This is a genomic window from Egicoccus sp. AB-alg2 (assembly GCF_041821065.1).
In the GTDB taxonomy this organism is placed as follows: Bacteria; Actinomycetota; Nitriliruptoria; order Nitriliruptorales; family Nitriliruptoraceae; genus Egicoccus.
This window is the reverse complement of record NZ_JBGUAX010000003.1, coordinates 256,687-280,897: the sequence shown is the minus strand read 5'-3', so window position 1 is coordinate 280,897 and position 24,211 is coordinate 256,687. Positions and strand designations below refer to the sequence as shown.

At 73.8% G+C, this 24,211-nt stretch carries 24 protein-coding genes; 8 read left to right on the top strand and 16 right to left on the bottom strand.

Annotation, left to right across the window (positions count from 1 at the left end; genetic code table 11):
* Positions 1-3 precede the first annotated feature (3 nt).
* Positions 4-918, top strand: coding sequence for a hypothetical protein (locus ACERM0_RS06610; protein WP_373677757.1), 915 nt, complete (start codon positions 4-6; stop codon positions 916-918).
* 74 nt (positions 919-992) lie between these two features.
* On the opposite strand, the gene ACERM0_RS06605 is transcribed toward ACERM0_RS06610, so the two are convergent.
* From ACERM0_RS06605 to ACERM0_RS06595, 3 genes are all read right to left on the bottom strand, one after another.
* A complete protein-coding gene (locus ACERM0_RS06605; protein WP_373677756.1) occupies positions 993-1,685 on the bottom strand; it encodes a hypothetical protein in 693 nt (230 codons plus the stop codon).
* 153 nt (positions 1,686-1,838) lie between these two features.
* Positions 1,839-3,173 carry a crotonyl-CoA carboxylase/reductase gene (gene ccrA, locus ACERM0_RS06600; RefSeq protein ID WP_373677755.1) on the bottom strand — a complete coding sequence of 445 codons (1,335 nt, stop codon included), beginning with the start codon at positions 3,171-3,173 and terminating at the stop codon, positions 1,839-1,841.
* A 124-nt stretch (positions 3,174-3,297) separates the two neighbouring features.
* Positions 3,298-3,828, bottom strand: a complete 531-nt coding sequence (locus tag ACERM0_RS06595) for an FxsA family protein (protein ID WP_373677754.1) — start codon at positions 3,826-3,828, stop codon at positions 3,298-3,300.
* Here ACERM0_RS06595 and ACERM0_RS06590 point away from each other — a divergent pair.
* The 3 genes from ACERM0_RS06590 to ACERM0_RS06580 all read left to right on the top strand — a co-directional run bounded on the left by ACERM0_RS06590 (position 3,827) and on the right by ACERM0_RS06580 (position 6,834).
* Positions 3,827-4,582 carry a TrmH family RNA methyltransferase gene (locus tag ACERM0_RS06590; RefSeq protein WP_373677753.1) on the top strand — a complete coding sequence of 252 codons (756 nt, stop codon included), beginning with the start codon at positions 3,827-3,829 and terminating at the stop codon, positions 4,580-4,582. The genes ACERM0_RS06595 and ACERM0_RS06590 overlap by 2 nt on opposite strands.
* Before the next feature lie 69 nt (positions 4,583-4,651).
* Positions 4,652-6,373 carry an acyl-CoA dehydrogenase family protein gene (locus tag ACERM0_RS06585; RefSeq protein ID WP_373677752.1) on the top strand — a complete coding sequence of 574 codons (1,722 nt, stop codon included), beginning with the start codon at positions 4,652-4,654 and terminating at the stop codon, positions 6,371-6,373.
* A gap of 125 nt (positions 6,374-6,498) precedes the next feature.
* A complete protein-coding gene (locus ACERM0_RS06580; protein ID WP_373677751.1) occupies positions 6,499-6,834 on the top strand; it encodes a hypothetical protein in 336 nt (111 codons plus the stop codon).
* A 19-nt stretch (positions 6,835-6,853) separates the two neighbouring features.
* Here ACERM0_RS06580 and ACERM0_RS06575 read toward each other — a convergent pair whose 3' ends face one another.
* Both ACERM0_RS06575 and ACERM0_RS06570 read right to left on the bottom strand, forming a co-directional pair.
* A complete protein-coding gene (locus tag ACERM0_RS06575) occupies positions 6,854-7,474 on the bottom strand; it encodes a dienelactone hydrolase family protein (RefSeq protein ID WP_373677750.1) in 621 nt (206 codons plus the stop codon).
* 52 nt (positions 7,475-7,526) lie between these two features.
* The gene (locus ACERM0_RS06570) at positions 7,527-8,579 is read right to left on the bottom strand and encodes a hypothetical protein (protein ID WP_373677749.1); all 1,053 of its coding nucleotides are present in this window, start codon (positions 8,577-8,579) and stop codon (positions 7,527-7,529) included.
* Positions 8,580-8,828: 249 nt separating this feature from the next.
* Between ACERM0_RS06570 and ACERM0_RS06565 the strand changes: the two genes are divergently transcribed.
* Positions 8,829-9,443, top strand: a complete 615-nt coding sequence (locus ACERM0_RS06565) for a hypothetical protein (protein WP_373677748.1) — start codon at positions 8,829-8,831, stop codon at positions 9,441-9,443.
* 9 nt (positions 9,444-9,452) lie between these two features.
* Here the strand turns inward: ACERM0_RS06565 and ACERM0_RS06560 are convergent, their stop codons facing one another.
* Together ACERM0_RS06560 and ACERM0_RS06555 are read right to left on the bottom strand one after the other, a co-directional pair.
* Positions 9,453-10,673, bottom strand: coding sequence for an acyl-CoA dehydrogenase family protein (locus ACERM0_RS06560; protein WP_373677747.1), 1,221 nt, complete (start codon positions 10,671-10,673; stop codon positions 9,453-9,455).
* 250 nt (positions 10,674-10,923) lie between these two features.
* Positions 10,924-12,672, bottom strand: a complete 1,749-nt coding sequence (locus ACERM0_RS06555) for a DUF885 domain-containing protein (protein WP_373677746.1) — start codon at positions 12,670-12,672, stop codon at positions 10,924-10,926.
* Positions 12,673-12,987: 315 nt separating this feature from the next.
* On the opposite strand from ACERM0_RS06555, the gene ACERM0_RS06550 reads away from it, so the two are divergent.
* A complete protein-coding gene (locus ACERM0_RS06550; RefSeq protein WP_373677745.1) occupies positions 12,988-15,039 on the top strand; it encodes a DEAD/DEAH box helicase in 2,052 nt (683 codons plus the stop codon).
* Between the two features lie 13 nt (positions 15,040-15,052).
* Here ACERM0_RS06550 and ACERM0_RS06545 read toward each other — a convergent pair whose 3' ends face one another.
* From ACERM0_RS06545 to ACERM0_RS06520, 6 genes are all read right to left on the bottom strand, one after another.
* On the bottom strand, positions 15,053-15,388 hold the full coding sequence (locus tag ACERM0_RS06545; RefSeq protein ID WP_373677744.1) for a hypothetical protein: 336 nt from the start codon (positions 15,386-15,388) through the stop codon (positions 15,053-15,055).
* Complete coding sequence (locus tag ACERM0_RS06540) at positions 15,381-16,226, bottom strand: ParA family protein (protein ID WP_373677743.1); 846 nt, start codon at positions 16,224-16,226, stop codon at positions 15,381-15,383. The genes ACERM0_RS06545 and ACERM0_RS06540 overlap by 8 nt, the downstream gene beginning before the upstream one ends.
* Before the next feature lie 90 nt (positions 16,227-16,316).
* A complete protein-coding gene (locus tag ACERM0_RS06535) occupies positions 16,317-16,961 on the bottom strand; it encodes a MarC family protein (protein ID WP_373677742.1) in 645 nt (214 codons plus the stop codon).
* Positions 16,962-17,104: 143 nt separating this feature from the next.
* Positions 17,105-17,689: an FHA domain-containing protein gene (locus ACERM0_RS06530; protein ID WP_373677741.1), complete on the bottom strand. Its 585-nt coding sequence runs from the start codon at positions 17,687-17,689 to the stop codon at positions 17,105-17,107.
* Between the two features lie 241 nt (positions 17,690-17,930).
* Positions 17,931-18,806, bottom strand: coding sequence for a PHP domain-containing protein (locus ACERM0_RS06525; protein WP_373677740.1), 876 nt, complete (start codon positions 18,804-18,806; stop codon positions 17,931-17,933).
* Positions 18,807-18,979: 173 nt separating this feature from the next.
* A complete protein-coding gene (locus ACERM0_RS06520; protein ID WP_373677739.1) occupies positions 18,980-20,116 on the bottom strand; it encodes an acyl-CoA dehydrogenase family protein in 1,137 nt (378 codons plus the stop codon).
* 239 nt (positions 20,117-20,355) lie between these two features.
* Between ACERM0_RS06520 and ACERM0_RS06515 the strand changes: the two genes are divergently transcribed.
* Positions 20,356-21,129 (top strand): hypothetical protein, encoded by a 774-nt coding sequence (locus tag ACERM0_RS06515; RefSeq protein WP_373677738.1) that lies wholly within the window; start codon positions 20,356-20,358, stop codon positions 21,127-21,129.
* A gap of 51 nt (positions 21,130-21,180) precedes the next feature.
* Here ACERM0_RS06515 and ACERM0_RS06510 read toward each other — a convergent pair whose 3' ends face one another.
* Positions 21,181-21,951 (bottom strand): hypothetical protein, encoded by a 771-nt coding sequence (locus ACERM0_RS06510; protein ID WP_373677737.1) that lies wholly within the window; start codon positions 21,949-21,951, stop codon positions 21,181-21,183.
* 149 nt (positions 21,952-22,100) lie between these two features.
* Here ACERM0_RS06510 and ACERM0_RS06505 point away from each other — a divergent pair, with 149 nt between their 5' ends.
* Positions 22,101-23,216 (top strand): Mrp/NBP35 family ATP-binding protein, encoded by a 1,116-nt coding sequence (locus ACERM0_RS06505; protein WP_373677736.1) that lies wholly within the window; start codon positions 22,101-22,103, stop codon positions 23,214-23,216.
* A gap of 13 nt (positions 23,217-23,229) precedes the next feature.
* Here ACERM0_RS06505 and ACERM0_RS06500 read toward each other — a convergent pair whose 3' ends face one another.
* Positions 23,230-23,850 carry a phosphatase PAP2 family protein gene (locus ACERM0_RS06500; RefSeq protein ID WP_373677735.1) on the bottom strand — a complete coding sequence of 207 codons (621 nt, stop codon included), beginning with the start codon at positions 23,848-23,850 and terminating at the stop codon, positions 23,230-23,232.
* Complete coding sequence (locus ACERM0_RS06495; RefSeq protein ID WP_373677734.1) at positions 23,850-24,200, bottom strand: twin-arginine translocase TatA/TatE family subunit; 351 nt, start codon at positions 24,198-24,200, stop codon at positions 23,850-23,852. Before ACERM0_RS06495 ends, ACERM0_RS06500 begins: the two co-directional genes overlap by 1 nt.
* Between the last annotated feature and the right edge of the window lie 11 nt (positions 24,201-24,211).

Genomic DNA, 24,211 nt, shown 5'->3' with positions numbered 1-24,211 from the left:
GGCGTGTATGTGAGCCGCGACGACGCCCGCAGCGACGTGATCCTGGCCGGCGCCACGACCCTCTTCGGTGGGCTCGTGATCGGCCTGCTGTCCGCGTTGCCGTTCTACCCCCAGCAGGGCATCCCCGCCATCGCGCTGGACCTGGCCTGGATCTTCGTGCTGACCGGCCTGGTCCCGTGGCTGCTCGCGCGCTACCGCGGCGACCGGCTCGGCGCGTTCGGCCTCGACGGGCCGCGCAGCGGCTGGCGGGCCGGGCTGATCCTGACCGTGCCGGTCGTCGTCCTGGGCGTCCTTCGGCAGTTCGTGGCCGTGGGCGCCAGTGACACGGCGCTGCTCGGCCGCGTCGGCGGCGCCGGCTTCGCGGGGCTCGACGCGGTCACCGCCCTGGTCATCGGGCTGCTGTCCTTCGCGATCACCGCGGTCGGCGCACTGTTGCTGACCTCGTTCCTCGTCACCCGCGGCCGCGAGGCGTTCCGCTCCCCCGACGTGTCGCTGACCGAACTGCTGCGCACCTTCGGGATCGGCGCGTGCGCGGTCGCGCTGGTGCTGGGGCTGCTGCGCTCGATCGGGCCCACGCAGCTACTGCCGACGCTGCTGCAGATCGTCGGCCTGGCGGCGCTGGTGCTGGTGGCCGACCGGCTCGTCACCTCACGGCGCGCCGCGCCGCGGGCGGCCGTGCTGACCCCGGTCGTGCTGTTCACGGTCGCCCACGTGTTCGCGTTCGGCGGGCTGTTCCGCGGGGACCTGCTCGCCGGGCTCTATGGCGGGGCGCTGGCGGCGGGGACCATCACCGTGACGGCCGTGCTGCTGGAGACCCGCGACCGCGCCTGGTCGGTGGTGCCGCTCTACACCGCCCTGCACTGGTGGCCGAGCTGCATCAGCCCGCTGCCGTGGGAGTTCGTCACCGCCGGCTGCTGACCCCGTGCGCGTGCACTCGGCGACCGCCCGTGCCTGCCGATACGTCGCACGGGTGGCCGACCCCGCGACCAGCTTCAGGCGGGGGTGACCTGGGTGCCGGAGAGGGCGGCGAGCCGCGTGAAGGACCGGTCGACCAGCGCCATCGGCAGCACGGGGCCGCGCGCGAGACGGTCGGAGAGCCGGTCGGCCGGAACGGCGTCGATGGCGTCGGCGAGCCCGGCGTCCCGGCTGACCCGGGTGCCCGGCGGCACCACGGCCAGCACGCGGACGGGAACGTCCGGCCCGCCCTCGACCTCGTGCAGGGCGCGGCGGGCGGCCTCGGCCGCGCGGGCCGCCGCGTCACAGCGTCGGCACGTCGTGCCCGCGCCGATCTCCTGGACGCCGTCGCGGGTCACGTGGACGTCACCACGGATCGGGCACACGTCGACGATGCTGACGCCCGTCGGCCCCACGACCATCTGCGGGAAGGGGGCACCAAGGTCGACCCGACGATGCTCGACGCGGTCGAGCGCGTCGATGGCGGCCGTCGTCACCGCGGCCATGGCCCGGTCGGCGCCCGCCAGCTGCCAGGTGCGACGCCGCGGCGGGCTCGCCAGGAGCAGCGACACGGCCAGCAGGCCGAGGACGACCAGGATCTCGATCGTGGTCCCGACCCCGTCGGTTCCGGTCGCCACGACGATCGCCACGGTGCCGACCGCGGCCACGACCGTGAGGCGGCCGAGCAGCCGGATACCGCGGGACGACCCCGAGAATGCGCGATCGAACATTTCCCCGTCCCCCGTATCGACCACCGGCCAAGATGCGCGGCCGGCGACTCCCGTGCCGGTGCGCGGCACCCTACTGATCCGATCGGGGCGTGTCGCCCCGCCGATCAGCCGACCCCGGAGTGGTGGTACCACCACTCCCGGGTCTGGCGAGCACTACTCGAAGGCGCGGAAGACGGCGATCTGCTCCGCGAACCGACCCCGCTTCTCCTGGTCGCGCACGCCCAGCCCCTCCTCCGGTGCCCCGACGAGCACGCCGATCTTGCCGGCGTGCAGGTTGTGATGCATCTCGTACGCACCCTGCGCCGCCTGCTCCAGCGGGTAGGTCTTGGACAGGATGGGATGGATGCGCCCGAGGTCGACGAGCCGGTTGGCCTCCCACGCCTCGTGGTAGTTGGCGAAGTGGGACCCCAGGATCCGCTTGAGGTGCATCCACAGGTAGCGGTTGTCGTACTCGTGCAGGAAGCCGGAGGTGGAGGCGCAGGTCACGATCGTGCCGCCGCGACGCGCCACGAACACCGACGCCGCGAACGTGGTGCGACCGGGGTGCTCGAAGACGATGTCCGGGTCGCGGCCCACCAGCTCCCGGATCTTCTTCCCGAAGCGACGCATCTCGGCGTAGTCCGGGCGGCCGTGCTCGTCGTGGAAGCGGTAGCCCTCCGCCTTGCGGTCGATGACGTGCTCGACGCCGATCCCGCGCAGGACCTTGGCCTTCTCCTCGCTCGACACCACACACACCGGGATGCCGCCGCCGTTGAGGACGAACTGGGTCGCGAACCCGCCGATGCCGCCCGTGGCACCCCAGATCAGCACCACGTCACCCTGCTTCATGCGGGCGGCGTTCTCGCCGACGAGCATGCGGTAGCTGGTGGCCATGACCAGCCCCAGGGACGCCGCCTCCTCCCAGCTCAGGTGGGTCGGCATCGGCATGAGCTGGTTGGCACGGACCAGCGAGATGTCGGCGAGCGCCCCGAAGTTGGTCTCGAAGCCCCAGATCCGCTGGCTGCGGTCCAGCATCGAGTCCTCGTGCCCCTCGGGACCTTCCAGGTCCACGGAGTTGCAGTGGACGGTGACGCGGTCGCCCGGCTTCCACTGGGTCACGCCGGGTCCCGTGCGCAGGACCACGCCGGCCGCGTCGGAGCCGACGATGTGGTGGTCGAGGTCGTGGCGGGCGCCGAGCTCGCCCTCACGCCCGAGCTTCTCCAGGAACCCGAAAGTGGAGACCGGCTCGAAGATCGAGGTCCACACGGTGTTGTAGTTCAGCGCCGACGCCATCGGGGCGATCAGCACCTCGTTGGGGCCGAGCGGCGGGATGGGGACCTCGTCGACGTGCAACGACCGGCGCGGGTCCTTCTCCTCGGACGGGAGCCCGTCGAAGACGTCGATCTCCGACTTGCGGACCACGGCAGCCCGCATCGTGTCCGGCAACGGCAGCCGTGCGAGCTCCTCACCCGACGCCTCTTCCAGGATGGCCTGACGGATCGCCTCCATGAAACCCTCTCCATGAGCGCAACTCGCCGGGCTCCCGGCCGCCCCTCGCGACCACCGGCGAGGTGACCGTAGCGATCGCGACCCGCCGGAATGGAACCGAGCGGCGCGGCGTGCGAGGAGCCGGTCAGCCGCGGCCGGGCGGCAGGTCGCCCGAAGGGCCCCCGTCGGCCTCGGCGTCGGCGTCGTCGTCGGGGTCGTCGCGGTGGATCTCGACCACCTCGACGTCCATGACGCCACGGGTGCTGCGCCCACGGCCACGCTCGCGCTGCCGGGCGTCGGGATCGCTGGTCGCGCCACCGAGCGGGTTGAGGCGCGCGCGGATCATCCGTGCGAGGATGCGCCGCGTCGGTGGCAGCAGCAGCAGGAAGCCGACGACGTCCGTCACGAAGCCCGGCGTCAGCAGCAGCGTGCCACCGACGATGACGAGCGCGCCCTGGGTGACCTCGTCGCCCGGCCAGCGCAGCTCGTCGAGCGCGGCGCGGAACTTCTGCCACGCTCGCCGCCCCTCGCGCTTCAGCAGCCAGGCGCCGAGCAGGCTGTCGAGCACCAGGATGGCGATCGTCGGCAGCGTCCCGATGACCTGGCCGACCTGGATGATGACGGCGATCTCGACGAGCGGGACGACGACGAACGCGAGCACGAGGAGGAAGGGCATGGACCGAGCCTACGCCCTGCGACTCGCCCGGTCGTCGAGACGTGACACCGGTCGGGTGAGGTTGGAGGGCGTCCACGCGCTGAAACACGCGGTGCGCTTCGGCGCCGACGTCGAGGTGGTGGTGACGCCGGACGCCGCGGCGCTGACGAAGCTCCTGGAACAGCTCGCGCCCGACGTCGGGTTGCCCGTCGCGCCGGGGGAGGTCGACGCGGCCACGTGGGCCGAGCTGGTCGGGCCGTCGCCAGAGGCCAGGGCGGGCCGTCGCACCGGCGCGGAGCTGCCCTCCCCCGCGCTGTCGGTGGCGGTGCGTCCCGAGGTCCCGGTCGTGCCGGGCCCCGAGGTCCCCGGCCGGCTGGTGGTCCTGGAGGAGCCCCGCCACCTCGGCAACCTCGGCGCGGTCGTACGGGTGGCCGCGGCGGCCGGGGCCGCCGGCGTGACGGTCGTCGGGCGCGCCGATCCGTGGCATCCCACGGCGGTACGTGCCGGGGCGGGGCTGCAGTTCGCGTTGCCCGCCTGTGGCCGCGTGGATGCGCTTCCGGAGCTCGAGCGGCCGCTGGTGGCGCTGGACCCGGACGCCGTCGACCTGCAGGCGGGGGCGCTGCCGCCCGACGCCGCGATCCTGCTCGGGACCGAGCGGGGCGGTCTGAGCGACGCCCTGCGCACCCGCGCCGAGCGCGCCGTGCGGATCCCGATGCGGGCGGGCGTGTCCAGCCTGAACCTCGCCACCGCCGCCGCAGTCGTGCTGTACGCCTGACGGGTACGTTCCACGAACGGAACGCGCGGCGGCGTTTCGTTCCAGGAGTTCCGCGAGGGAGGAGACGGCGTGGGCACCGTCGAGGAGACCGGGTTCTTCCAGGATCCCCCGCGGCTGCGCGACGAGTGGGAGGACGACCTCGCCCTGCAGCGCTACCTGGCGCGTGCCCTGCCACCGGACGTCCACGCCGAGGTCGTGCCCTCGCTGGCGGAGATGGGGCACCTCGCCGCCACGGACCTCAAGGCCTGGTCGGACACGATGGACGATCCGGCCAACGAGCCACGCCTGCGGCCCTTCGACGCCTGGGGCAGGCGCGTCGACGAGGTGGAGACGGCCCCGGCCTGGCGGCGCATCGCCGACGTCGCCCACGAACGCGGTGTCGTCGCCACCGGCTACGAGCGCACCCACGGCGAGCACAGTCGGCTGCACCAGTTCGCGCTCGCCTACCTCTTCAACCCGTCCAGCGCGCTGTACAGCTGCCCGCTGGCGATGACCGACGGGGCCGCCAAGACCCTGCTGGTGCACGGCGATCGCGAGCTGATCGACCGGGCCGTGCCGCGCCTGACCAGCCGTGACCCCGCCACCGCCTGGACCTCCGGGCAGTGGATGACGGAGCGGCCGGGCGGATCCGACGTCGGTCGGACGGAGACCGTGGCGCGTGCCGAGGGCCCGCTGTGGCGGCTGACCGGCACCAAGTGGTTCACCTCCGCCGTCACCGCCGACATGGCGCTGACGCTGGCGCGCCCCGAGGGCAACGGCCCCGGCGGTCGCGGCCTGGCGATGTTCTACGTCGAGGTCCGCGACGAGCAGGGCCGACTCAACGACCTGCGGGTCCTGCGGCTGAAGTCCAAGCTGGGCACGCGGCAGATGCCGACCGCGGAGCTCGCGCTGGACGGCACGCTCGCCCATCTCGTCGGACCACCGGCGGACGGCACCCGCAACATCGCGCCGATGCTGACGGTGACGCGCCTGTGGAACGCGGTCACCGCCGCCTCGGGCCTCCGGCGCGGCCTGGCGCTCGCCCGCGACTACGCCCGCCGACGCGAGGCGTTCGAGGGCGCGCTGATCGACCGGCCGCTGCACCAGGCCACGCTCGCATGGCTGCGCGTCCAGCACGAGGCGTCCCTGCAGCTGGCCTTCCGCGCGGTCGAACTGCTCGGCCGCGACGAGGCCGGGGTCGCGACCGAACGCGAGCAACAGGTCCTGCGGCTGCTGCTGCCCGTCACCAAGCTCACGACCGGCAAGCAGGCGGTCGCCGGTGCGTCCGAGGCGCTGGAGGCGTTCGGTGGCGCCGGCTACATCGAAGACACGCACCTGCCCGTGCTGCTGCGCGACGCACAGGTCCTGCCCATCTGGGAGGGCACCACCAACGTCCTGTCGCTGGACGTGCTGCGGGCGCTCGGCGGCGGCGAGACCCTGCGCGCCTACGTCGAGGAGGTCCGCCGCGCTGGCGCCGCGGCCACCTCGGCCCCCCTGGCGACGGTCGCGAAGCTGGCGGTCGACGCGGCCGACCACGCCGCCATCTGGGTCGCGCAGGCGCTCGATGCCGGCCCGCAGGCGGTGCAGCACGGCGCCCGCCGGCTGTCGTTGACGCTCGGCCGTGCCCTGCAGGCCGCGCTGCTGGCGGCCCAGGCCCAGCACGACCTCGACGTCCACGGGGACGGCCGCGGCGTGGCGGTGGCGCAGCGGTTCGCGGCCGAGGGGCTGGACCTGCTCGAGGTGCCGGGCGAGGGGCGGGCCACCGACGCCGCGCTCGCCCGCGACGAGCCGCTGCCGGCGCCCGACGCCTGAACGCGGCTGCCGGCCGGCCACCGTGCGCTGACCGCCCGGCGCGGTCGCGTGCTCAACTTCGCGCGTGGGTCGCGCATCAGGAGGGACAGCAACCATCAACTCGTGACGAACCCGAAGGCACGCCCATGCGCTCCCGCTCCCTCCTGCTCGGCTCCCTGACCGCGGTGACCGTCGTCGCGACCACCGCCGTCGCGCTGGCCGGCACCTCCGCCGGTGCCGACCCGGTCGTCGAGCCGGCGTCCGCGAAGACCACGGTCGTCGCCCCGACCGACGAGGTCGCCGAGCCCTCCGAGGGCCCCGGCACCGGCACGCCCCCCGCCCGCGACGACGCCGAGTACGAGGGCCCCGGCACCGACGTCCCCCCGCAGCGCGTCGCCCGCTACGACTGCCGCGAGCTCGACGGCACCGAGGTGTGCGACACCTTCGACGAGGTGGACGAGGGCCCCGGCACGACGCGCTGAACCCGCCCCCGGCCGGCGGTCAGCGGGCGGCGAGCCAGCCGAGGACGGCGGCGGTGAAGCGCTCGGTGGCCGCCGGGTCGTACACCGCCAGTTCGTCGTCCATGAAGACGTGCTGCGTGTCCGGATACGTGTGCACGTCCAGCAGGCCGTCCGGCACCGACGGGACGAGCTGGTCGACGTCGTCCTGCCACGGATCGTCCGGGGAGACGTGCAGTTGCACGGGCAGCTGCTCGGGCCATCCCGGCAGGTCGAAGTCCTCCGGGGTGACGACCGACTGGACCTGCACGACGCCACGGGCGCCGGGGCGGGTGGCGCTCAGCTGCATCGCCGGCATGCAGCCCAGCGAGATGCCGAGGTAGACCACCTCGGCGGGCAGCGGGTCGACGGCCTCGGCCGCGCGAGCCAGCACCGCCTCCATGCCCAGCCGGTCGACCTCGGCGACGCCGGCGTCGACGTCGTCGAACGTGCTGCCGGCGAACAGGTCCGGCGTCCAGACCTCGTGACCGTCCTCGCGCAGCCGCCCGGCGAACGTCTCGATCGCCGGGCGCAGCCCCAGCGCCGAGTGGAACACCACGACCCCCGCCATCGGCAGACCCCCGTTCGTGCCGTCGGTGCCGGCCGCGCGCCGGCGGCGCAGCACCCTAGACGCCGATGCGGACCACGCGGGGCAGGACGGCGTGGCGAAAACGGTCTCAGCCGTGGGCGAGGTCGCGCAGCCAGGGCTCGACGCGTCGGTTGAGGGCGTCCAGGGTGGCGCGCATGACGGCGCGTTCGGCGTCCTCGCGGACCAGGGCGGCGCCGAGCAGCGTCTCCTCACCCCGCTCGGAGAGGACGGCGAGCACGACGCTGACGGTGCCCGGGTCCTCGGCCGTGTTGACGGTCACCCGCTCGACCTGGGCGCGCAACCGGCCGCCGGTGAGGTCCTGCAGCGCGTGGAGGGTGGCCTCGGCGACGGCCCGCCACGTCGCCCGGCGCGTGGCCAGGGCGCCGACCGCACCGCGGCCCTCCCGGCCGCCGTGCGACAGCGTCGCGGTGACGGAGACGGCCGCGGCGCCGTGCTCGGTGACGAGGTCGCCGATGGCGGCGCGCACGCGTTCGCCGCCGGCGGCGTCGCCGACGGGTGGGCCGGAGACCGGTCCCGGCACGGACGTCGTGCGTGCCGCTCGTGCGGGCGTCCCGGTCGGGGGGAACGGGCGGAGGGTCGGCTCCTCGTGGGCCGCCGCAGAACCGGACGCAGCCGCCGACGCGGCCGCCGACGCCGACGTGGCGGCGGTCGCCCACGGGGGTGCGGACGGGGCTGCGGGCGCTGTCCGTGGCTCGTGCAGCGGCGTCGGCTCCGGCGGAGGGACCGGCTCGGGCACGTCCTCGCCGCGCGGCCGGATCGCCGCAGGATCCAACGCGATCCCGAAACGCTCGCGCAGGGTGGCGGCCACGGCCCAGCAGACGGCGTCGTGGTCCTCGCCGGGTGCGAGCCGGATGCGCAGCCGTCCCCGTCCGGTCTCCTCGGACACGCCCACGGACGCCTCGAGGACGCCCGGCACCGAACGGATCGCGCGCTCCACCTCGTGTCGTACGACCCCCCACGGCCGTCCCGTGGTCTCGGCGGCGTCCGCGGTGACGTCGTGGAGCGAGGTCGGCGTGTCGGTGGTACGGGCCGGGTTCGGTGTCGTCGGGTACCCGGTGCGGCGTGCGTTGGCACCGGCGTGCGGCGGCACGTTCGTGCGCGTCTCGCCCGTTCGCTCCACCGTTCGACCGCCCCTGCCGATGACCGTCCAGGACGGTCGCTGGTTCCCTGGCTCCGAGACCGTCCCCGCACCCCTTGCAGGGAGGTTCCCGTGTCCCGATCGCGATGGCCGCTGCTGTCCCGTCTGCGGCGATCGCGCCGAGCCGAGTCGGCTCCGGCGCCAGCATCCACGGATGGTAGCCCGCGCACGCTGTTCACCGCCCGCGCGACGCCGAATTCGTTGCGTGTCGAGGACGCGTGGCCTCTCGACGTGACCGCGCCCGAGGTTCCGACCGGGGAGCCCGTCGACGCCGCGGCGACGGCCGAGGGGCCCGACGCGGTGACGACACCGGGTGTCCCCGCGACACCCGCCGTGCCACCGCCGACCGCCACCATGCCACCGCCGGCCACCGCGGCACCGCCGGCCGCGGCACCGCCGGCCACGTCGCCGCGCCCGGTGCCGTCGGTCGAGGACGACCTCGCCGACCTCGCCGCGGCGCTGGAGAGCCTGGGCGCGCTGCCGGCCCCATCCCCGGCCCCGGCCCCCGCCGCCGCGCCGGTCCCGACGCCCGCGTCGCTGGCGCCCACCGAGCCCATCCCGACGCCCGCGCCCTTCGTGCCGACGGAGCGCGTCCCGGCGCCGGAGCCCGTCACGGCCACCGAGCGCCTCCCGATGGTCGGGCCGGTGCCGACGGCCGAGCCGGGACCGGTCGCCGGCGGCGCGCCGCCGGTGGCCGAGTTCGACGCACCGACCGGCTCGACGCGCGTCCACCCGGACCGGCTGCTCGCGCCCAGCGGGCCGGTGGAGCTGACGCCCTCGCAGGCGATCCACCTCGCCCAGGACGGCCCCGAGGTGCTGACGCGCCCGCGCCCGAAGGCGCGCTGAGCCGCCGGCTCAGCTGCTGCGGGTGATGGCCCGGGAGATCACGAGCTGCTGGATCTCCCGGGTGCCCTCGAAGATCTCGTAGATCTTCGCGTCGCGGTGGAACTTCTCCACGTCGAACTCACGGCTGTAGCCGAATCCGCCGTGGATCTGGATCGCCTCGTCGGTCACCCGCACCGCCACGCGGCCGGCGTGGAGCTTGGCCATGGAGCCCTCACCGTGCCGGAAGGGCGTCTGGGTGACGCCCATGTTGATGCCCCGCCAGCACAGCAGCCGGGCGGCGTCGATGTCGGTGGCCATGTCGGCGAGCTTGAAGGCGATGGCCTGGTGGCGGATGATCGGCACGCCGAAGGTCTCGCGCTGCTGCGCGTAGGTGACCGACGCGTCGTACGCGGCGCGCGCCACCCCGACCGCCTGGATGCCCACGATCGGACGGGTCGCCTCGAAGGTGGACAGCGCCCCGGACCGGCCCTGCTGCTGAGGGTTGCGTGCGCGCTCGAGCTTGGCGTCGAGCTTGTCCTGGCCGCCCAGCAGCTGGTCGTCCGGCACGAAGCAGTCGGTCAGCGCGAGTTCGGCGGTGTGCGACGCCCGGATGCCGAGCTTCTTCGTCTTCTTGGTCTGTGCGAAGCCCTCGGCGTCGCCGGTGACGATGAACGACGCCTGGCCACGGTGGCCGAGCGAGGGGTCGACCGTCGCGACGACGATGTGCACGTCCGCGATCCCACCGTTGGTGATCCAGATCTTCTCGCCGTTGAGCAGCCAGCCGCCCTCGACCCTGGTCGCGCGGGTGCGGATCCGGGAGACGTCCGAGCCGGCGCCGGGCTCCGAGACGGCGTAGGCGCCGACCTTCACGTCGTCGGGGGTGCCGAAGATGCGAGGCGCCCACGTCCCGATCTGCTCGCCCGTACCGGTCGTGGCCAGGCCGGCCAACGCCAGTCCGGAGCCGAAGATCGCCAGGCCGATGCCGGCACACCCCCAGAAGGTCTCCTCCAGCACCAGCGCGGACGTCAGCCCGGTCGGGTCCTGGCCCACCATGGAGTAGTAGTCGAGCCCGTAGAGCCCGATCTCCGCCGCCTTCTGCACCACGGGCCAGGGGAACTCCTCGGCCTCGTCGTAGTGCCGGTGCACCGGCACGCCGTCGATCTCGCGCTCGCGGATCTCCTTGCGTGCGAACTCGCGGGCCCAGTCACGGGCCTGCAGCTGTTCGTCGGTCAGAGCGAGGTCGAAGGCCACGGCGGTCCTGACGGTCGGACGCGAGCGAGACGAATCGGGGCCGAACGTACTCCACCCCGCGCGCCGGCTCGCAGTCCGGGGGCGGGGGCCGAGGTCGCCGTGGTCGGGGTCGAGGTCGCCGGGCAGGGTGGAGGTCGCCGTCGGCTGGGACGCGCGGCGTCCGTCGACGGCTCGGGACCGCCGTCTCAGGCGGCCCGCACGACCGTGGCGGGATGCCGGGATGATCCCGATCGGCCGTTCCTGCGGCCGGCTACGCGGCCCCCGTCGCGAACGGGCGACGGAGTGGGGCGTCGTCGCGTAGCGCGGCCCGCACGATGTCGACCGTCGGGGTGCCGTGGGACAGCACGCCCTGGTGGAAGCGGCGGACGTCGAAGCCGGCGCCGGCCTGCGCCTCGAACTCCTGCCGCAGGTCGCCGAGCTCCTCGCCCCCCACGAAGTAGGAGCACAGCTGCCCCGAGGTGACCTTGGCGCGTACGAGCTTGCCCTCGGCCTCGGCCTGTTCCTGGAACGCCGTGCGGGTCAGCAGTTGGAGCGCGTCGTCGTCGGCGAGCTCGCCGGCGTGCAGACCGACGTCGAGCAGGGCATTGGTCGCGATCCGCAGCTCGAGCTTGCGTTGGGTGATCCGGTAGTCGTCGCCCGCGACGGCCGCGGTCCCGTCGTCGCCGAAGCCCGCCTTGACGGCCTCGCGCTCGATGTAGACCGCCCACCCCTCGGCGAAGGCCGGGCGGGTCAGCAGGCGTCGGGCCACGCGGGGGTGCTGCGAGGCGTGCTCCAGCTGGACGAAGTGGCCGGGATAGCCCTCGTGGATGGCCAGCGAGCGCAGTTGGGCAGGGTTGTACTCGCGCAGGAACGACTCCGCGAGGTCGTCGTCCCACGACTCCGGCACCGGCGACAGGTAGTAGGTGCAGCCGGTGTCGGGCTCCAGCGGCGGCGCCTGGGTGATGAACGCGACCGCGATCCCCCGCAGGTACTCGGGCACCTCGGTGACCGTCAGACGCTCGGCCGGCGGCACGTCGGTCAGGCCCGAGGCGAGTGCGAAGGCGCGCGCCTCGTCGACCGCGCGGCGGGCCTCGGGCACCAGCGCGTCGCGGGGCACCGAGCGGTCGGCGACCTGGGCGAGCACACGACGGATGCGCTCGTTCGCGTCGTCGGGCCGCCGCTCGCCGGGGAAGCGCCGCTGCCACGAGGAGGACGCGAGCTCGGCCATCTCCGCGCAGACCTGCTCGACCCAGGCGCGGGCACGGCGCTCGATCTGGTCGGGGTCCATGGCGGTGCCGAGGGCCGCCCGCAGCGTCACCTCGTGCTGCTCGGGACCGAGCCGCCAGGGGGCGGGCGGTTCGTCGTGCAACTCGTCGAGCAGGGCCGCGTAGGCCTCCAGGCCCTCGGCAGCGACCTCGCCGGCGTCGCGGGCGTGGGTCACGTCACCGCCCAGTTGTTCGGCCCGGCGGGGCAGGTCGTCGCGGACGAGCTTGATCAGCCCGGGCAGCCGCTGCAGCGCGACGTCGAGGTTGGGAGCCGGCGAGGACACCAGCAGCGTGCCCGCCTGCTCGAGCAGCACGGGGACGCGCCGCGCCCGGGCGGCGGCCGACTCCAGCCGCTGACACTGTTCCTGCACCGGCAGGTCGACGCGGCGCAGGTGCTCGTGGATCCCGGCGGAGATCGTCTCCAGGGCGGCCAGCGGGTCGAGCACGTAGCGCGGCCGGACGTCGAGCAGGAAGCGGCGGTACTCCAACTCGTCGGCCAGCAGGCGCAGGTCGTCGCGCGCCTCGCGCTGCTCGCCGTGGACGTCGCCGCCCAACTCGTCGAGGGCGACCCGGACCTCCGCCGCCAGCACGGCCAGGTCACGGCTGCGTTCGGCCAGCGCTTCGGTCGTCAGCTCCGGCAGTTCGCCGTCGCGGTCACGGATGCCCAGGCGCGTGGCCTCGACCGGTGCGTGGTCGCGCACGTGGTCGAGGTAGCGCCCGATCAGGTCGCCGGCGCGCGACAGTTCCTGGTTCACGTCGTTCCTCGTGTCCCCGTCCGCGCGACGCTAGTCCGAGGTCGGCGACGGCTCGTGCCCGTCCGGCCGGGCCGTGCGCTAGCCTCGCGTTGGCCCCAACGGCCGCCCGCACGACCGGACGAGAAGGTCATCGCACCTCCCAGTCCGAACGCGCCGGCCCGCCGGTCGGCGTCCGGGGGCACGATGCCTCCTTCGTACACGTGAGCGGCTCGGGGCCACCGGTCGTGGACGACGACGTCCCGCCGGCGCGAGAGTTGCGATCCAGCAGGCGTGTGTGTGTCTCAGGCGCCGGGATCGCCCGGACGAGAGACCCACGTGACGAAGACGTTCCGCGACCTCGGTGTCGACGCCGCCCTGTGCGACGCGCTCGAGGCCAAGAGCATCATCCATCCCTTCCCGATCCAGGAGCTGACGCTGCCCCTGGCGCTCGGGCGCAACGACCTGATCGGCCAGGCGCGCACCGGCACCGGCAAGACGCTGGCCTTCGGACTGCCGCTGCTGCAACAGGTCGACGCCGACGAGGCGGTGACCCAGGCCCTGGTGGTCGTGCCGACCCGCGAGTTGTGCCAGCAGGTCCACGACGACCTCACCATCGGCGAGGCGCGCGGCCTGACGACCATCAGCGTCTACGGCGGCGTCGGCTTCGAGGAGCAGACCGCGGCGCTGCGCGGCGGCGTGCACGTCGTGGTCGGCACGCCCGGCCGACTGCTCGACCACCTCAAGCGCGGCAACCTCGACCTGTCGCAGGTCAAGGTCCTCGTGCTCGACGAGGCCGACGAGATGCTCGACATGGGCTTCCTGCCCGACGTCGAGCGGCTGATCGAGGCGTGCCCGGCCGAGGGCCGCCACACCATGCTGTTCTCCGCGACGATGCCGACCGCCATCGTCAAGATGGCGCGCCGCTACCTGCACCACCCGACGTTCACGCGCGCCGACAGCGAGGAGCACGAGACCGCTCCCAACGTCGCGCAGCACTTCTTCAGCGTGCACCGCATGGACAAGCCCCGCGTGCTGGCCCGCATCCTGCAGACGCCGGAGCGTGGCCGCTGCTACGTGTTCGTGCGCACGAAGAGCATGGCTGACCGGCTGGTCACGGACCTCGAGGACCTGCGGGTCCCGGCCATCGCGATCCACGGCGACCTGCGCCAGCAGACCCGCGAGAAGAACCTCGACCGCTTCCGGTCGGGCAAGGCCGACGTGCTGGTCGCGACCGAGGTCGCCGCCCGGGGCATCGACGTGTCCGGGGTGACCCACGTCGTGAACTACGACTGTCCCGACGACGAGAAGATGTACCTGCACCGCATCGGCCGGACGGCGCGCGCCGGCGCCGCCGGTGTCGCGGTCACGTTCGCGGAGTTCAACGAGGCCGACCGCCTCAACGTGATCCGCAAGGCCGTCGGCGCGACCGACACCGAGGTGCACCAGGTCTTCTCCACCTCGCCACTGCTGACGGAACTGTTCGGCCTGCCCGACGAGAAGCCGTGGGACCACCTGTCGAAGCGGTCGCGCGACGGCGATGGCCGCGACCAGCGCGACGAGCGGCGTTCCGGCCCGCGCAAGGGCCGCTCCGACGGCCGCCCGAAGAGCCGGCGCGACAGCGAGGGCGCCGGGCGCGACCGTGACGCGGCCCGCACCCGCACCCGGCGCGAGGGTGTCGCCGAGGCACCCTCCGAGGACGACCGGCCGACGCGCGACGGCGGCACTTCCCGTGGGCGCACCGGCGGGCGCGACCGGGACGGCGGGCGCGACCGCGGGGGCGCGGGTGACCGCGACGGCGGGCGTGACCGCGAGGGCGCGCGTGACCGCGACGGCGGGCGCGACCGCGACCGGGACACGGCCGCGAGCAACGGGCGCACCCGCACCCGCACCCGGACACGCGACCGCGCACCGGCCGGCGACCGACGCGACGACACCCGTGACGGCGACCAGGGTCGCGCGACCGGCCGGACCCGCGCCCGCGCCGGCGCGTCGACGAAGGTCGAGGACCGCGACCGGGCCGAGGACGGGCCGCGTCGGGACCGCGCGACCGGCGACGACGGCGGGCGCGAGGCGCCGGCCCACCGCACGAAGAAGAGCGGCGGGCGCAACAAGCAGCGGAGCGACCGGTCCGGTGACGGGGCGTCGGATCGCCGCAACGGGCGCGGCGAACGCGGCGAGAGCGGCCGGGACGATCGCGGTGGCCGCAGCGGCGGCGGGCAGAAGTCCTCCCGCGGCGGGCGCGGCAAGGGCAGTCAGCGTGCCGGTCGGGACGAATCGGGCGGCCGCGGCGAGCAGCCGACGGTGCGCGTCGCCCGCCGGGGCGCCGACGCGCGCGGCCAGGGCGAGCCCCAACTGGCCCGCCGTGTGAAGGTCGAGCACCTGCCCTGACGCGGACCGGCGGCTATCCCCGGCCGGGGATCTGGGAGCGCAGCACCCGCAGGGCCTGACCGAGTTCGATGCGAAGCCAGGCCCGTCGCCCGCAGGTCGGGCAGCGGCTCCACAACCGGCTGCGCAAGGGGTTGAAGAGTGCCGGCGGCCTGAGCAGCCGCAGCGCCTCGACGACGGTGACGCCGCGCAGCACCCCGCACCGGTCGCAGGTCACCTCGATCTGCGGTGGCGGGGCGGCCGTCGGCGCGGTGCTGTACAGCGCCTCCTTGCCCTGCCCGTCACGGACCCGAGCGGCGCTGGGGTCGGGTTTGCGGACACGGTCGAAGGGCGACGGTGACGGCTCAGGCACGCGACGCCCCCTGCGTCAGCCCGAGGATCTCCGCCTGCCGGTCGACGGTCCAGCCGGCGGCCTCGAGCAGCTCCTCCTCGACCGGCAGGTCGAGCAGTTCCCGGGCGATCGCCCGGTAGGCGGCCACACCCGGCACGTCGGCGCCGGTGCCGACGAGCGTGGTCCCGGCGGTCGGCGACTCGGCGAACCGGATCGACTTGCGCACCGGGGGGCCGATCAGCGGCAGCTCGTAGCGGCTGAGCAGGTCGCGGAGTACCTCGCGGCTGTGGCGGGTCCTCGGGTCGAACATGGTCGCCAGCAGTCCCCGCACCACCAGGCCGCGGTTGGTCAGCCGTCGCACGTCGCCGATGGTGTCCAGCAACTGCGAGACCCCCCGGTGTGACAGCGTCTCGCACTGCACCGGGATGACCACCTCGTCGGCGGCCGTCAGCCCGTTGATCGTCAGGACGCCCAGCGACGGGGCGCAGTCGACGAACACGGCGTCGTAGCTGTCGAGCAGGTCGGTCAGCTCGCCCCGCAGCAGGTACTCCCGGCCGGTGCGTGACAGCAGGGTCACCTCGGCGCCGGCCAGGTCGATGTTGGCCGGCGCGACGTCGACCTCACCGTGCTGGACGATCGTGTCGGCCAGGTGCACCCGCCCGACGACGGTGTCGTTGAGGGACGGCTCGGTCGTGTCGGGGTCGTAGCCCAGGGAGAAGGTCAGGCACGCCTGCGGGTCCAGGTCCACGACCAGGACGGCGCGACCGAGCTCGGCCATGGCCGCCGCGACGTTCAGGCAGGACGTCGTCTTGCCGACGCCGCCCTTCTGGTTGGCGAACGCGTACACGGTCGCGGGCACGTGGACTCCGGTGGTCGGGGGGCGTCGGTGCCGTCGCCAGAGACTACCGACGGGTGGCGCCCGGATCGTCCTCGGACCGGCGCCCGTGCATCACGGCAGCGCGGAAGCGCCGTCGACGTACGCCTGCACGGCGGTGGCGACCAGCTCGATGGAGATGGCGATCAGCAACATCCCCATCACCCGGGTCACCAGGTGGATCCCGTTGTCCTTGAGGAGCCGCTCGAGCACCTCGGCGTAGCGCATGGTGAGGTAGACGACCAGGAGCACCGCGCCGATCGCGAGCGCCACGGTCAGCTGCCGGCCGACGTCGATCCGGCCGGTGCCCGTCTCGCTCATGAACACCATGGCCGCGGAGATCGCACCCGGGCCGGCCAGCAGCGGCACGCCGAGCGGCACGACGGCGACGTTGACGCCCTCCGCCTTGCTGGGCACCAGGATGTCGCCCTTCAGCATCTCCAGGGCGGTGAGGAACAGCACCACCCCGCCGCCGGCCTGGAGCGCCGGCAGCCCGATCGAGAGGCTGGCGAGGATCTGCGTGCCGAAGAAGGCGAACAGGTAGATGATCACCGCCGCCGCGGTCATCGCGTGACGGGCGGTCCGGCGGCGCCGGGCAGCGGTGTCGTTCGCCGTCAGCGCCAGGAACACCGGCACGTTGCCCAACGGGTCCATGATGACCAACAACGTCACGAACGCCTGCACCGCCAACCCAGCGTCGAAGACGACCTGCAGGTCCATCGAGACACCTCGGGAGAGGAGACGGCCCCCGGGTCCGGTTCGGCGGGGGGCTCGCGCAGCGCAGACCCCTCAGGGTCGAGCAGCAAGGTCCCCCCGACGACCGGCCCCGGGGGCCGTCGACGTCGGGAGTGGTCGAGCGGTTCCTACAGGAGGCCGAGCTTCGCTGCCTCGGCGACGGCGCCGGCGCGGTTGCGGACGCCCAGCTTGTCGTACAGCTCCTGGGCGTAGGCCTTGACGGTGCGCTCGGTCACGCCGAGCTGCTCACCGATCTCCGCATTGGTCATGCCCTCGGCCATCAGCTCCAGGACCTGCTGCTGGCGCGGCGAGAGGTGCGGGCCGGTCTCCACCTTGGGGACCTCGAACACCATCGTGGCGTCCTCGGCCTGGGACGCGGCCGCGGGGTCCTCGAACGTCGCCGTCACCGGGCCGAAGCTGACCCGGTCCCCGTGCCGGACGACGGCGGGGCCGTTGATCTCCTCGCCGTTGACCTTCGTGCCGGCGCTGGAGCCGAGGTCGGTGACGATGACGGCGCTGGCTTCCTTGCGGATCTCGGCGTGCAGGCGCGACACGCGCGGGTCCGGGATGACGTAGGCGTTGTCCTCGCGACGGCCGATGGTGGCCACGTCACGGTCGAGCCGAACCACCCGCCCCGCCAGCGCGCCCTCCCCGAAGTGCAGCGTCGGGACGGGAACGATCTTCTGTGCCTTCTGGACCTGCTGGGGCTCCAACTGGGGTTCCTCCACATCAACGTTCGGGCCGGCCGCCGGTCTGCCGGGCCGCCTGCACGCCCGGCGCGTGCATCGCGCCGACCGCCGGGAGTCTGGCCGACCGGCCGGGTGGTCGGACACCGCCCGACCCGTCCGCATGCGGTGTCCGACCGGTCCCTGTCCTTGCGGCCAGTGTCGCATGGAAAGACCGGGGGTGGAAGCCGGGCGGCCAGGAAATCCGGCGGTCCGCCGGCGGGTGAGCCTAGGCGCGCCGCCAGGCGCGGAGGCGCTCGACGACCTCGCGGTCGGTGGTCGCGGAGCCGAGCTGGTTGTCCTTGCCCGCGCCGTGGTAGTCCGAGCCGGCGGTGCGCTCGAGCCCGAGCGCGCCCGCCAGGTCGCGGTAGCGGGCGCGGTGCTCGTCGGTGTGGTCGGGGTGGTCGGCCTCGATGCCGGCCAGGCCGACGGCGGCCATGCGCTCGACCACCTCGGCGTCCAGGCCGGGACCCGAGGCGCGGCCGCCGTTCACCGCGCCCGTGCCCGGCTCGCCGCGCGTGCCGTACAGGCCCGGGTGGGCGAGCACCGCCACCCCGCCGGCGGCGACCAGCAGTTCGACCGCGCGTTCGGGCGTGACGGCGTGCTTCTCCACGTAGGCGGGCCCGCCGTCGGCGAGCCAGGTGTCGAACACCGTACGGGTGTCGGGTGCGGCGCCGGCCTCAACGACGGCCTGGGCGATGTGCGGCCGGCCGATGGGTGCGGCGCCGGCCAGCTCCTGGACCCGGGCGAAGGTGACCTCGACGCCGAGGCCGTTGAACTTCTCCACGATGGCCCGGGCCCGGTGGAGCCGTTCGTTGCGCAGCCGGTCGAGCTCGTCGACGAGCGGACCGTGACCGGGGTCGATCCAGTACCCGAGCACGTGGACGGAGTGACCGTCGAGCTCCGCGGAGAACTCGGTGCCGAGGACCAGTTCCAGGCCGGTGCCGTCCGCCGCGGCTCGGGCGGCCTCGTACGGCTCGGTGGTGTCGTGGTCGGTGATGCCGAGCCCGTCGAGTCCGAGGGCGACCGCGTCCCGCACGTTCTGTTCCGGCGTGGTGGTGCCGTCGGAATAGGTGCTGTGCGTGTGCAGGTCGAATCCGGCCACGGATGACTCCCCGTCGAGATGGCGGCTCAAGGTAGCCGCCGTTCCCGGATCGTCAGGCGAGGCAACGAGCGAGCGGAGCGAGCGAGACGATCGGGGTGGCGGGTGGGATCGAACAGGCGAGGCAACGAGCGAGCGGAGCGAGCGAGACGATCGGGGTGGCGGGTGGGATCGAATCAGAAGGCGTTGTGGCCGGTGAGCATGCGTCCGATGATGAGGTGCTGGACCTGGCTGGTGCCCTCGTAGAGCGTGGTGACACGCGCGTCGCGCAGCATCCGCTGGACGGGGTACTCGTCGATGTAGCCGTAGCCGCCGTGGACCTGGACGGCGCGGTCGGCGCAGCGCACCGACGCCTCGGTGCAGAACAGCTTGGCGGTGGAGATCTCCAGCGTGGCCCGCTCCCCCGTCTGGAGCTTGGCGACGACCTGGTCCAGCAGGCCACGGCAGGCCTGGACGTCGACGTGCATGGCGGCCAGCAGCTCCTGCACCAGCTGCTTGGAGGCGATCGGCGCGCCGAACTGCTCGCGCTCGTCCGCGTAGCGCAGGCTCACCTCGAGGGCCTCGCGGGCCAGGCCGGCCGCGCCGGACGCCAGCGAGAAGCGCCCGTCGTCCAGGGCGGAGAGCGCCACCTTCATGCCGCCGCCGACCTCGCCGAGGACGGCGTCGTCACCGACACGGACGCCCTCGAGCGCGATCTCGGCCGTGTCACCTGCCCGGAGGCCGAGCTTGCCGTGGATCGCGCGCCCCTGGTAGCCGGGCGTGTCCTGCGGGACGAGGAAACAGGTGATGCCGCGGTCCTCGCCGTCGACGATCGCCCGCGCGAACACCTTGGTGACGGCGCCGCGACTGCCGTTGGTGATGAAGATCTTGGCGCCGTCGAGCACCCACTCCTCGCCGTCGCGCACGGCCTTGGTGGTCATCTGCGACGGGTTGGACCCGGCACCGGGCTCGGTGAGTCCGAACGCACCGAGCTCGCCGCGGCACAGACCGGGCAGCCACCGCTGCTTCTGCTCGTCGGTGCCCCAGCGGTTGATGCTCTTGCCGACCAGGCCGACGTTGACCGACACGAGCGACCGGATCGACGAGTCGGCGGCCCCCAGTTCCTCGATGACGATGCGGTAGCCGGCGGCATCGAGGCCGGCACCGCCGAACTCCTCGGGGACGGCGGCGCCGAGGATGCCCAGCTCGGCCAGGCCCGGGATCAGTTCCGAGGGGTAGGTCTCCTCGCGGTCGCGGTCGCGCGCGTACGGGCGGATCTCGCGGTCGCAGAAGTCGCGGACGATCTTGCGAAGCGCGTCGAGCTCCGTGCTCACGGGACCACTCCTCCTCGGCGGCGTGGGGTGATCCGACGCTAGCCCACGGTCCGATCGGGCCGGGAACCACCAGCGACGCGAAGCGGACGGACGTCCCGGGTCGCCACGCCCCCCCGGCGCTTCGGGTGGCCGACGCCCGCGCGGCTATGCTCCGGGCGCTCCGCAGGCACCGTTCGCCGCTGCCGCGAGTACCAGCGGCTGCCGCCAGATCCGCCACGATCCGCCGAGAGGGAAGCCCCATGGCCCGGGTCCAGCTGATGTCCGCCATGGCGTTCGACATCGACAAGCACGAGTCGACCGGCGTGGCCGATCCGGTCATCCGGGTCCTCGGCGAGCTGCCCGGCACGTCGCAGCCCTTCGGCATCAACCGGGTCTACAAGGGCTCGCAGGGAACCTACGAAGAGGTCCTGGTGCTGGTCGACCCGGACGGCACCGTGATCTGGGAGTCCCCGCCGCGCTACGTCGAGCTGCGCGGCGCGATGTTCGAGGACCTGTTCCGCCGTCGCGTGGAGGAGCGCGTCCCGATCACCTCCAGCGCCGAGCACACGCTGGTCTTCTACCTCGACGGCCAGATCGCGGGCCGCATCCCCGTGTTCATCGACGCGCCGGAGTCGGTGACCAGCGCCGGCGTGCTGCTGGAGGCGGCGGAGACGGCCCTCAAGAAGGGCTCGATCTGCTGGATCCGGATCCCGCAGCCGGACGGCTCCACGATCTCGCGGCCGGCGTGGTACGTGCAGCAGGGGCAGAAGCTGTTCGTCGTGAAGGGCGAGACCGAGCAGGAACTGCCGAACCTCGAGCGCAACGACGTCGTCACGGTCGTGGTGAAGTCCAAGGACATCAAGGCCACCATCGGCGAGCTCGACTGCGACGTACGGGTGGTCGAGGACGACGCGGAGTTCGACAAGATCGCGGCACTCGGCCTGGGCACGCGCCTGAACCTGCCCGACGGCGACGCCGCGCTCCAGCGCTGGAAGCAGCACTGCAAGGTGGTCGAGCTCACGCCGCGCGGCTGAGCCGACCGGCGCTGCACGGGCGCGCCGGCGACGCCGGCCCGAACGCCGTGCTCAGCCCCGGCGCCGCCACCACCAGATCACGACCCCGACGAGCACCAGCGACGCTACGGCGACGCCGGCGATCACGGGCAGCGTCAGCACCGGCGGAGCGTCGGACCGGGCCGTGACCGTGCGCACGTCACCGACGGGCACGTCCCACGTCAGCGTCTGGGCCGGGCTGGTGACGAACAACCCGCCGCCGACCACCTCGTCGGCGTCGTGCTCGACGACCGGTCCGGGCAAACGGACCTGCAGCGTGGCGGTGACGGCCTCGTCGACCAGGGCCGCCAGCTCCTCGCCCGACGGGCCGATGGGTTCGCCGTCCTGCAGAGCCCCGGCCGTCGCCGGTGGCCGCAGCCCGGCCGTGCCGTCCAGGCGCGCCGCACCACCGCCCTCGACGACGAGGTCCAGGTCGACCACCAGCGCCGGGTCGTCGTCCGACAGGCCGGCCACGAGGTCGCGGAACGCGTCGGTCAGCGCCTGCGGATCGCCGGCGGCGTGCGTGAGCCGGACCTGCGAGCCGCCGTCCTCGCTCCCGGCGCGGGTGACCTGCCAGCCGTCGGCGTCCACCGCCGCGGCGGACAGCTCCGCGAACGGGTCGAGCGCCAGCTCGTCGAGCCGCGCGACCGCCTCCGGATCGAGGGAAAGCACCACGCCGACGGTCCCGGACCCGTCGCGTTCGACGGCGAGTTCACCGCCGACGTCGAGGCGGCAGCCGGCCAGCGCGAGCGCGCAGGCCAGCAGCGCGACGAGACGCCGGCAGCGGGAGCGGGAGACGGTCACGGGCGGGCCGGTGGGAGATTCGGGGGTGCGAGGGCGCGCGCAGGCTACAGCGGGCCGCTCGGTACCCTGGCGCCACGCACCGCGCGTGGCCAGGGGACGGCCGGCGCCGCCTCCACGCCCACCGCTCGTAGACACGGAATGGATCCGGTGTGCCCACGAAGGAGCAGGTCCTCGAGGTCCTCGCGACCGTCGACGACCCGGAGATCGACAAGCCCATCACCGAGCTCGGCATGGTCGAGGAGGTGGTCATCGAGGGGTCCCGGGTCGGCGTCAAGATCAAGCTGACGGTGCCGGGCTGTCCGCTGAAGGACCGCATCACCCGCGACGTCACCAACGCCGTGCGGCAGCTGCCGGGCGTCGACGACGTCCAGGTCGCGTTCGGCTCGATGACCGACACCGAGCGCCAGCAGCTGTCGGCCAACCTGCGAGCCGAACGCGGCGCCGCGAACCCGCAGATGGACATCAGCTTCGCCTCGGCCGACTCGCCGACCAAGGTGATCGCCGTCGCCTCCGGCAAGGGCGGGGTCGGCAAGTCGTCGGTCACCGTGAACCTGGCCGTGGCACTGGCACAGCAGGGGCACAACGTCGGCGTGCTGGACGCGGACATCTGGGGCTACTCGATCCCCCGCATGCTCGGCGTCTCCGGCAAGCCGGTGGCGTTCGAGGGCATGGTCATGCCGCTGCAGGCCCACGGCTGCAAGGTGATCTCGATCGGGTTCTTCACCGACCCCGACCGCTCGGTGATCTGGCGCGGCCCGATGCTGCACCGGGCGCTGCAGCAGTTCCTCTCCGACGTCCACTGGGGCGAGCTCGACTTCCTGCTGTGCGACCTGCCGCCGGGCACCGGCGACATCGCCATCTCGCTGGCCCAGATGCTGCCCAATGCCGACATGGTCGTGGTCACGACGCCCCAGCAGGCGGCCCAGAAGGTCGCGCTTCGGGCGGGCAAGGCCACCGAGCAGACCGGCATGAAGGTCGCCGGCGTGATCGAGAACATGGCCACCTTCACCTGCCCCGACTGCGGGTCGACGCACGACGTGTTCGGCTCGGGCGGCGGCCAGGAGCTGGCCGAGGCGCTGGACACCGACCTGCTCGGACGCATCCCGATCGACCCGCGGCTGCGCGAGGGCAGCGACGCCGGCCTGCCGCTGGTGCTGTCCAACCCGGACGTGCCGGCCTCGATCGCGATCAAGCAGGTCGCCCAGCAGCTGGCGCAGCGCAAGCAGTCGATCGTCGGCCGCTCGCTGCCGCTGAGCGTCTCCTAGCCCGACGCGCGGATCACCCGCGGCGCCGGTGGGCCCAGCCCCGCCGGGCGCCGCGGGTCAGCGCCTCGGAGAGCACGCCGACACCCCAGCCGGCGACGACGTCCGTGAAGTGGTGCACGCCGACGTAGCACCGTGACACCGCCACGGCGGCGGCACCGAGGTGCAGCCACCGACGCCGGCCGCGGCCCACGTGCGGGACCAGCGCGCTGGACATGGCGCCGGCCACGGCGACGTGCCCGCTGGGCCATGACGATCCCGCCGGAACGGCCACCAGGCGGTCGGCGCCCTCGACGACGTAGGGCCGCTCGCGGCCGATCAGCGGCTTGGTGCCCTGCGCCGCGCCCCACGCCGCCAGTCCCGCGAGTGCCACGTCGGTGGCGGCCCGGCGGCGGCCGCTGGCGGCCAGGACGCCGACGATGCCGGCCAGGCCGTAGACCGAGCCCAGGTCCGTCCCGGCCGCCACCAGCATGTCGACGCGGCGTCCGAGCGGGTAGGCCAGTGCCTTGGCCGCCCGCCGGTCCAGGGTGCTGGAGCGGCCGGACTTGACGGCGGCGTAGGAGGCGAGGATCGCGAGGGCCGCGGCCGTCTGCGTGCGGCGCCCCACCGTCGGCGTCGGCAGCGGTTCGCGCGTCATCACGTCGCCTCGGGGTCGAACGGCGGCGGGTCGTCGGCGGGTCGGAAACGGGGGCCACCGACCGCGCTGCCCGGCCGGCGGGCCGTGCCGGCCGCGTCGGCGAACGCGTCGTCGAACGGCTGCGTCACCGCCCGCTTGGTGTCCTGTAGTTCGCGGCTGATGCCCCGGATCTCCCGGTCGAGGTCCTCCAGGTCCGCCGCCCGCTTGAACTCCGCAACGCTGCGCTGGGTCTCCGAGCGGAAACGCGCCAGCAGCCGGGCGGCGTTGCGGGCCAGGTCCGGCAGCTTGTCCGGGCCGAACACCAGCAGCGCCACGACGGCGATGACGAGCAGCTCCTGCGGGCCCGGCACGGCGACGACCT

What these genes read in the sequence shown, in the direction of transcription:
- ACERM0_RS06590 (WP_373677753.1), top strand. Translation starts at nt 3,827, where the DNA reads ATGGACCGAGCCTACGCCCTGCGACTCGCCCGGTCGTCGAGACGTGAC.
- ACERM0_RS06605 (WP_373677756.1), bottom strand. Translation starts at nt 1,685, where the DNA reads ATGTTCGATCGCGCATTCTCGGGGTCGTCCCGCGGTATCCGGCTGCTC.
- ccrA (WP_373677755.1), bottom strand. Translation starts at nt 3,173, where the DNA reads ATGGAGGCGATCCGTCAGGCCATCCTGGAAGAGGCGTCGGGTGAGGAG.
- ACERM0_RS06595 (WP_373677754.1), bottom strand. Translation starts at nt 3,828, where the DNA reads ATGCCCTTCCTCCTCGTGCTCGCGTTCGTCGTCGTCCCGCTCGTCGAG.
- ACERM0_RS06535 (WP_373677742.1), bottom strand. Translation starts at nt 16,961, where the DNA reads ATGGACCTGCAGGTCGTCTTCGACGCTGGGTTGGCGGTGCAGGCGTTC.
- ACERM0_RS06500 (WP_373677735.1), bottom strand. Translation starts at nt 23,850, where the DNA reads ATGACGCGCGAACCGCTGCCGACGCCGACGGTGGGGCGCCGCACGCAG.
- ACERM0_RS06515 (WP_373677738.1), top strand. Translation starts at nt 20,356, where the DNA reads ATGGCCCGGGTCCAGCTGATGTCCGCCATGGCGTTCGACATCGACAAG.
- ACERM0_RS06580 (WP_373677751.1), top strand. Translation starts at nt 6,499, where the DNA reads ATGCGCTCCCGCTCCCTCCTGCTCGGCTCCCTGACCGCGGTGACCGTC.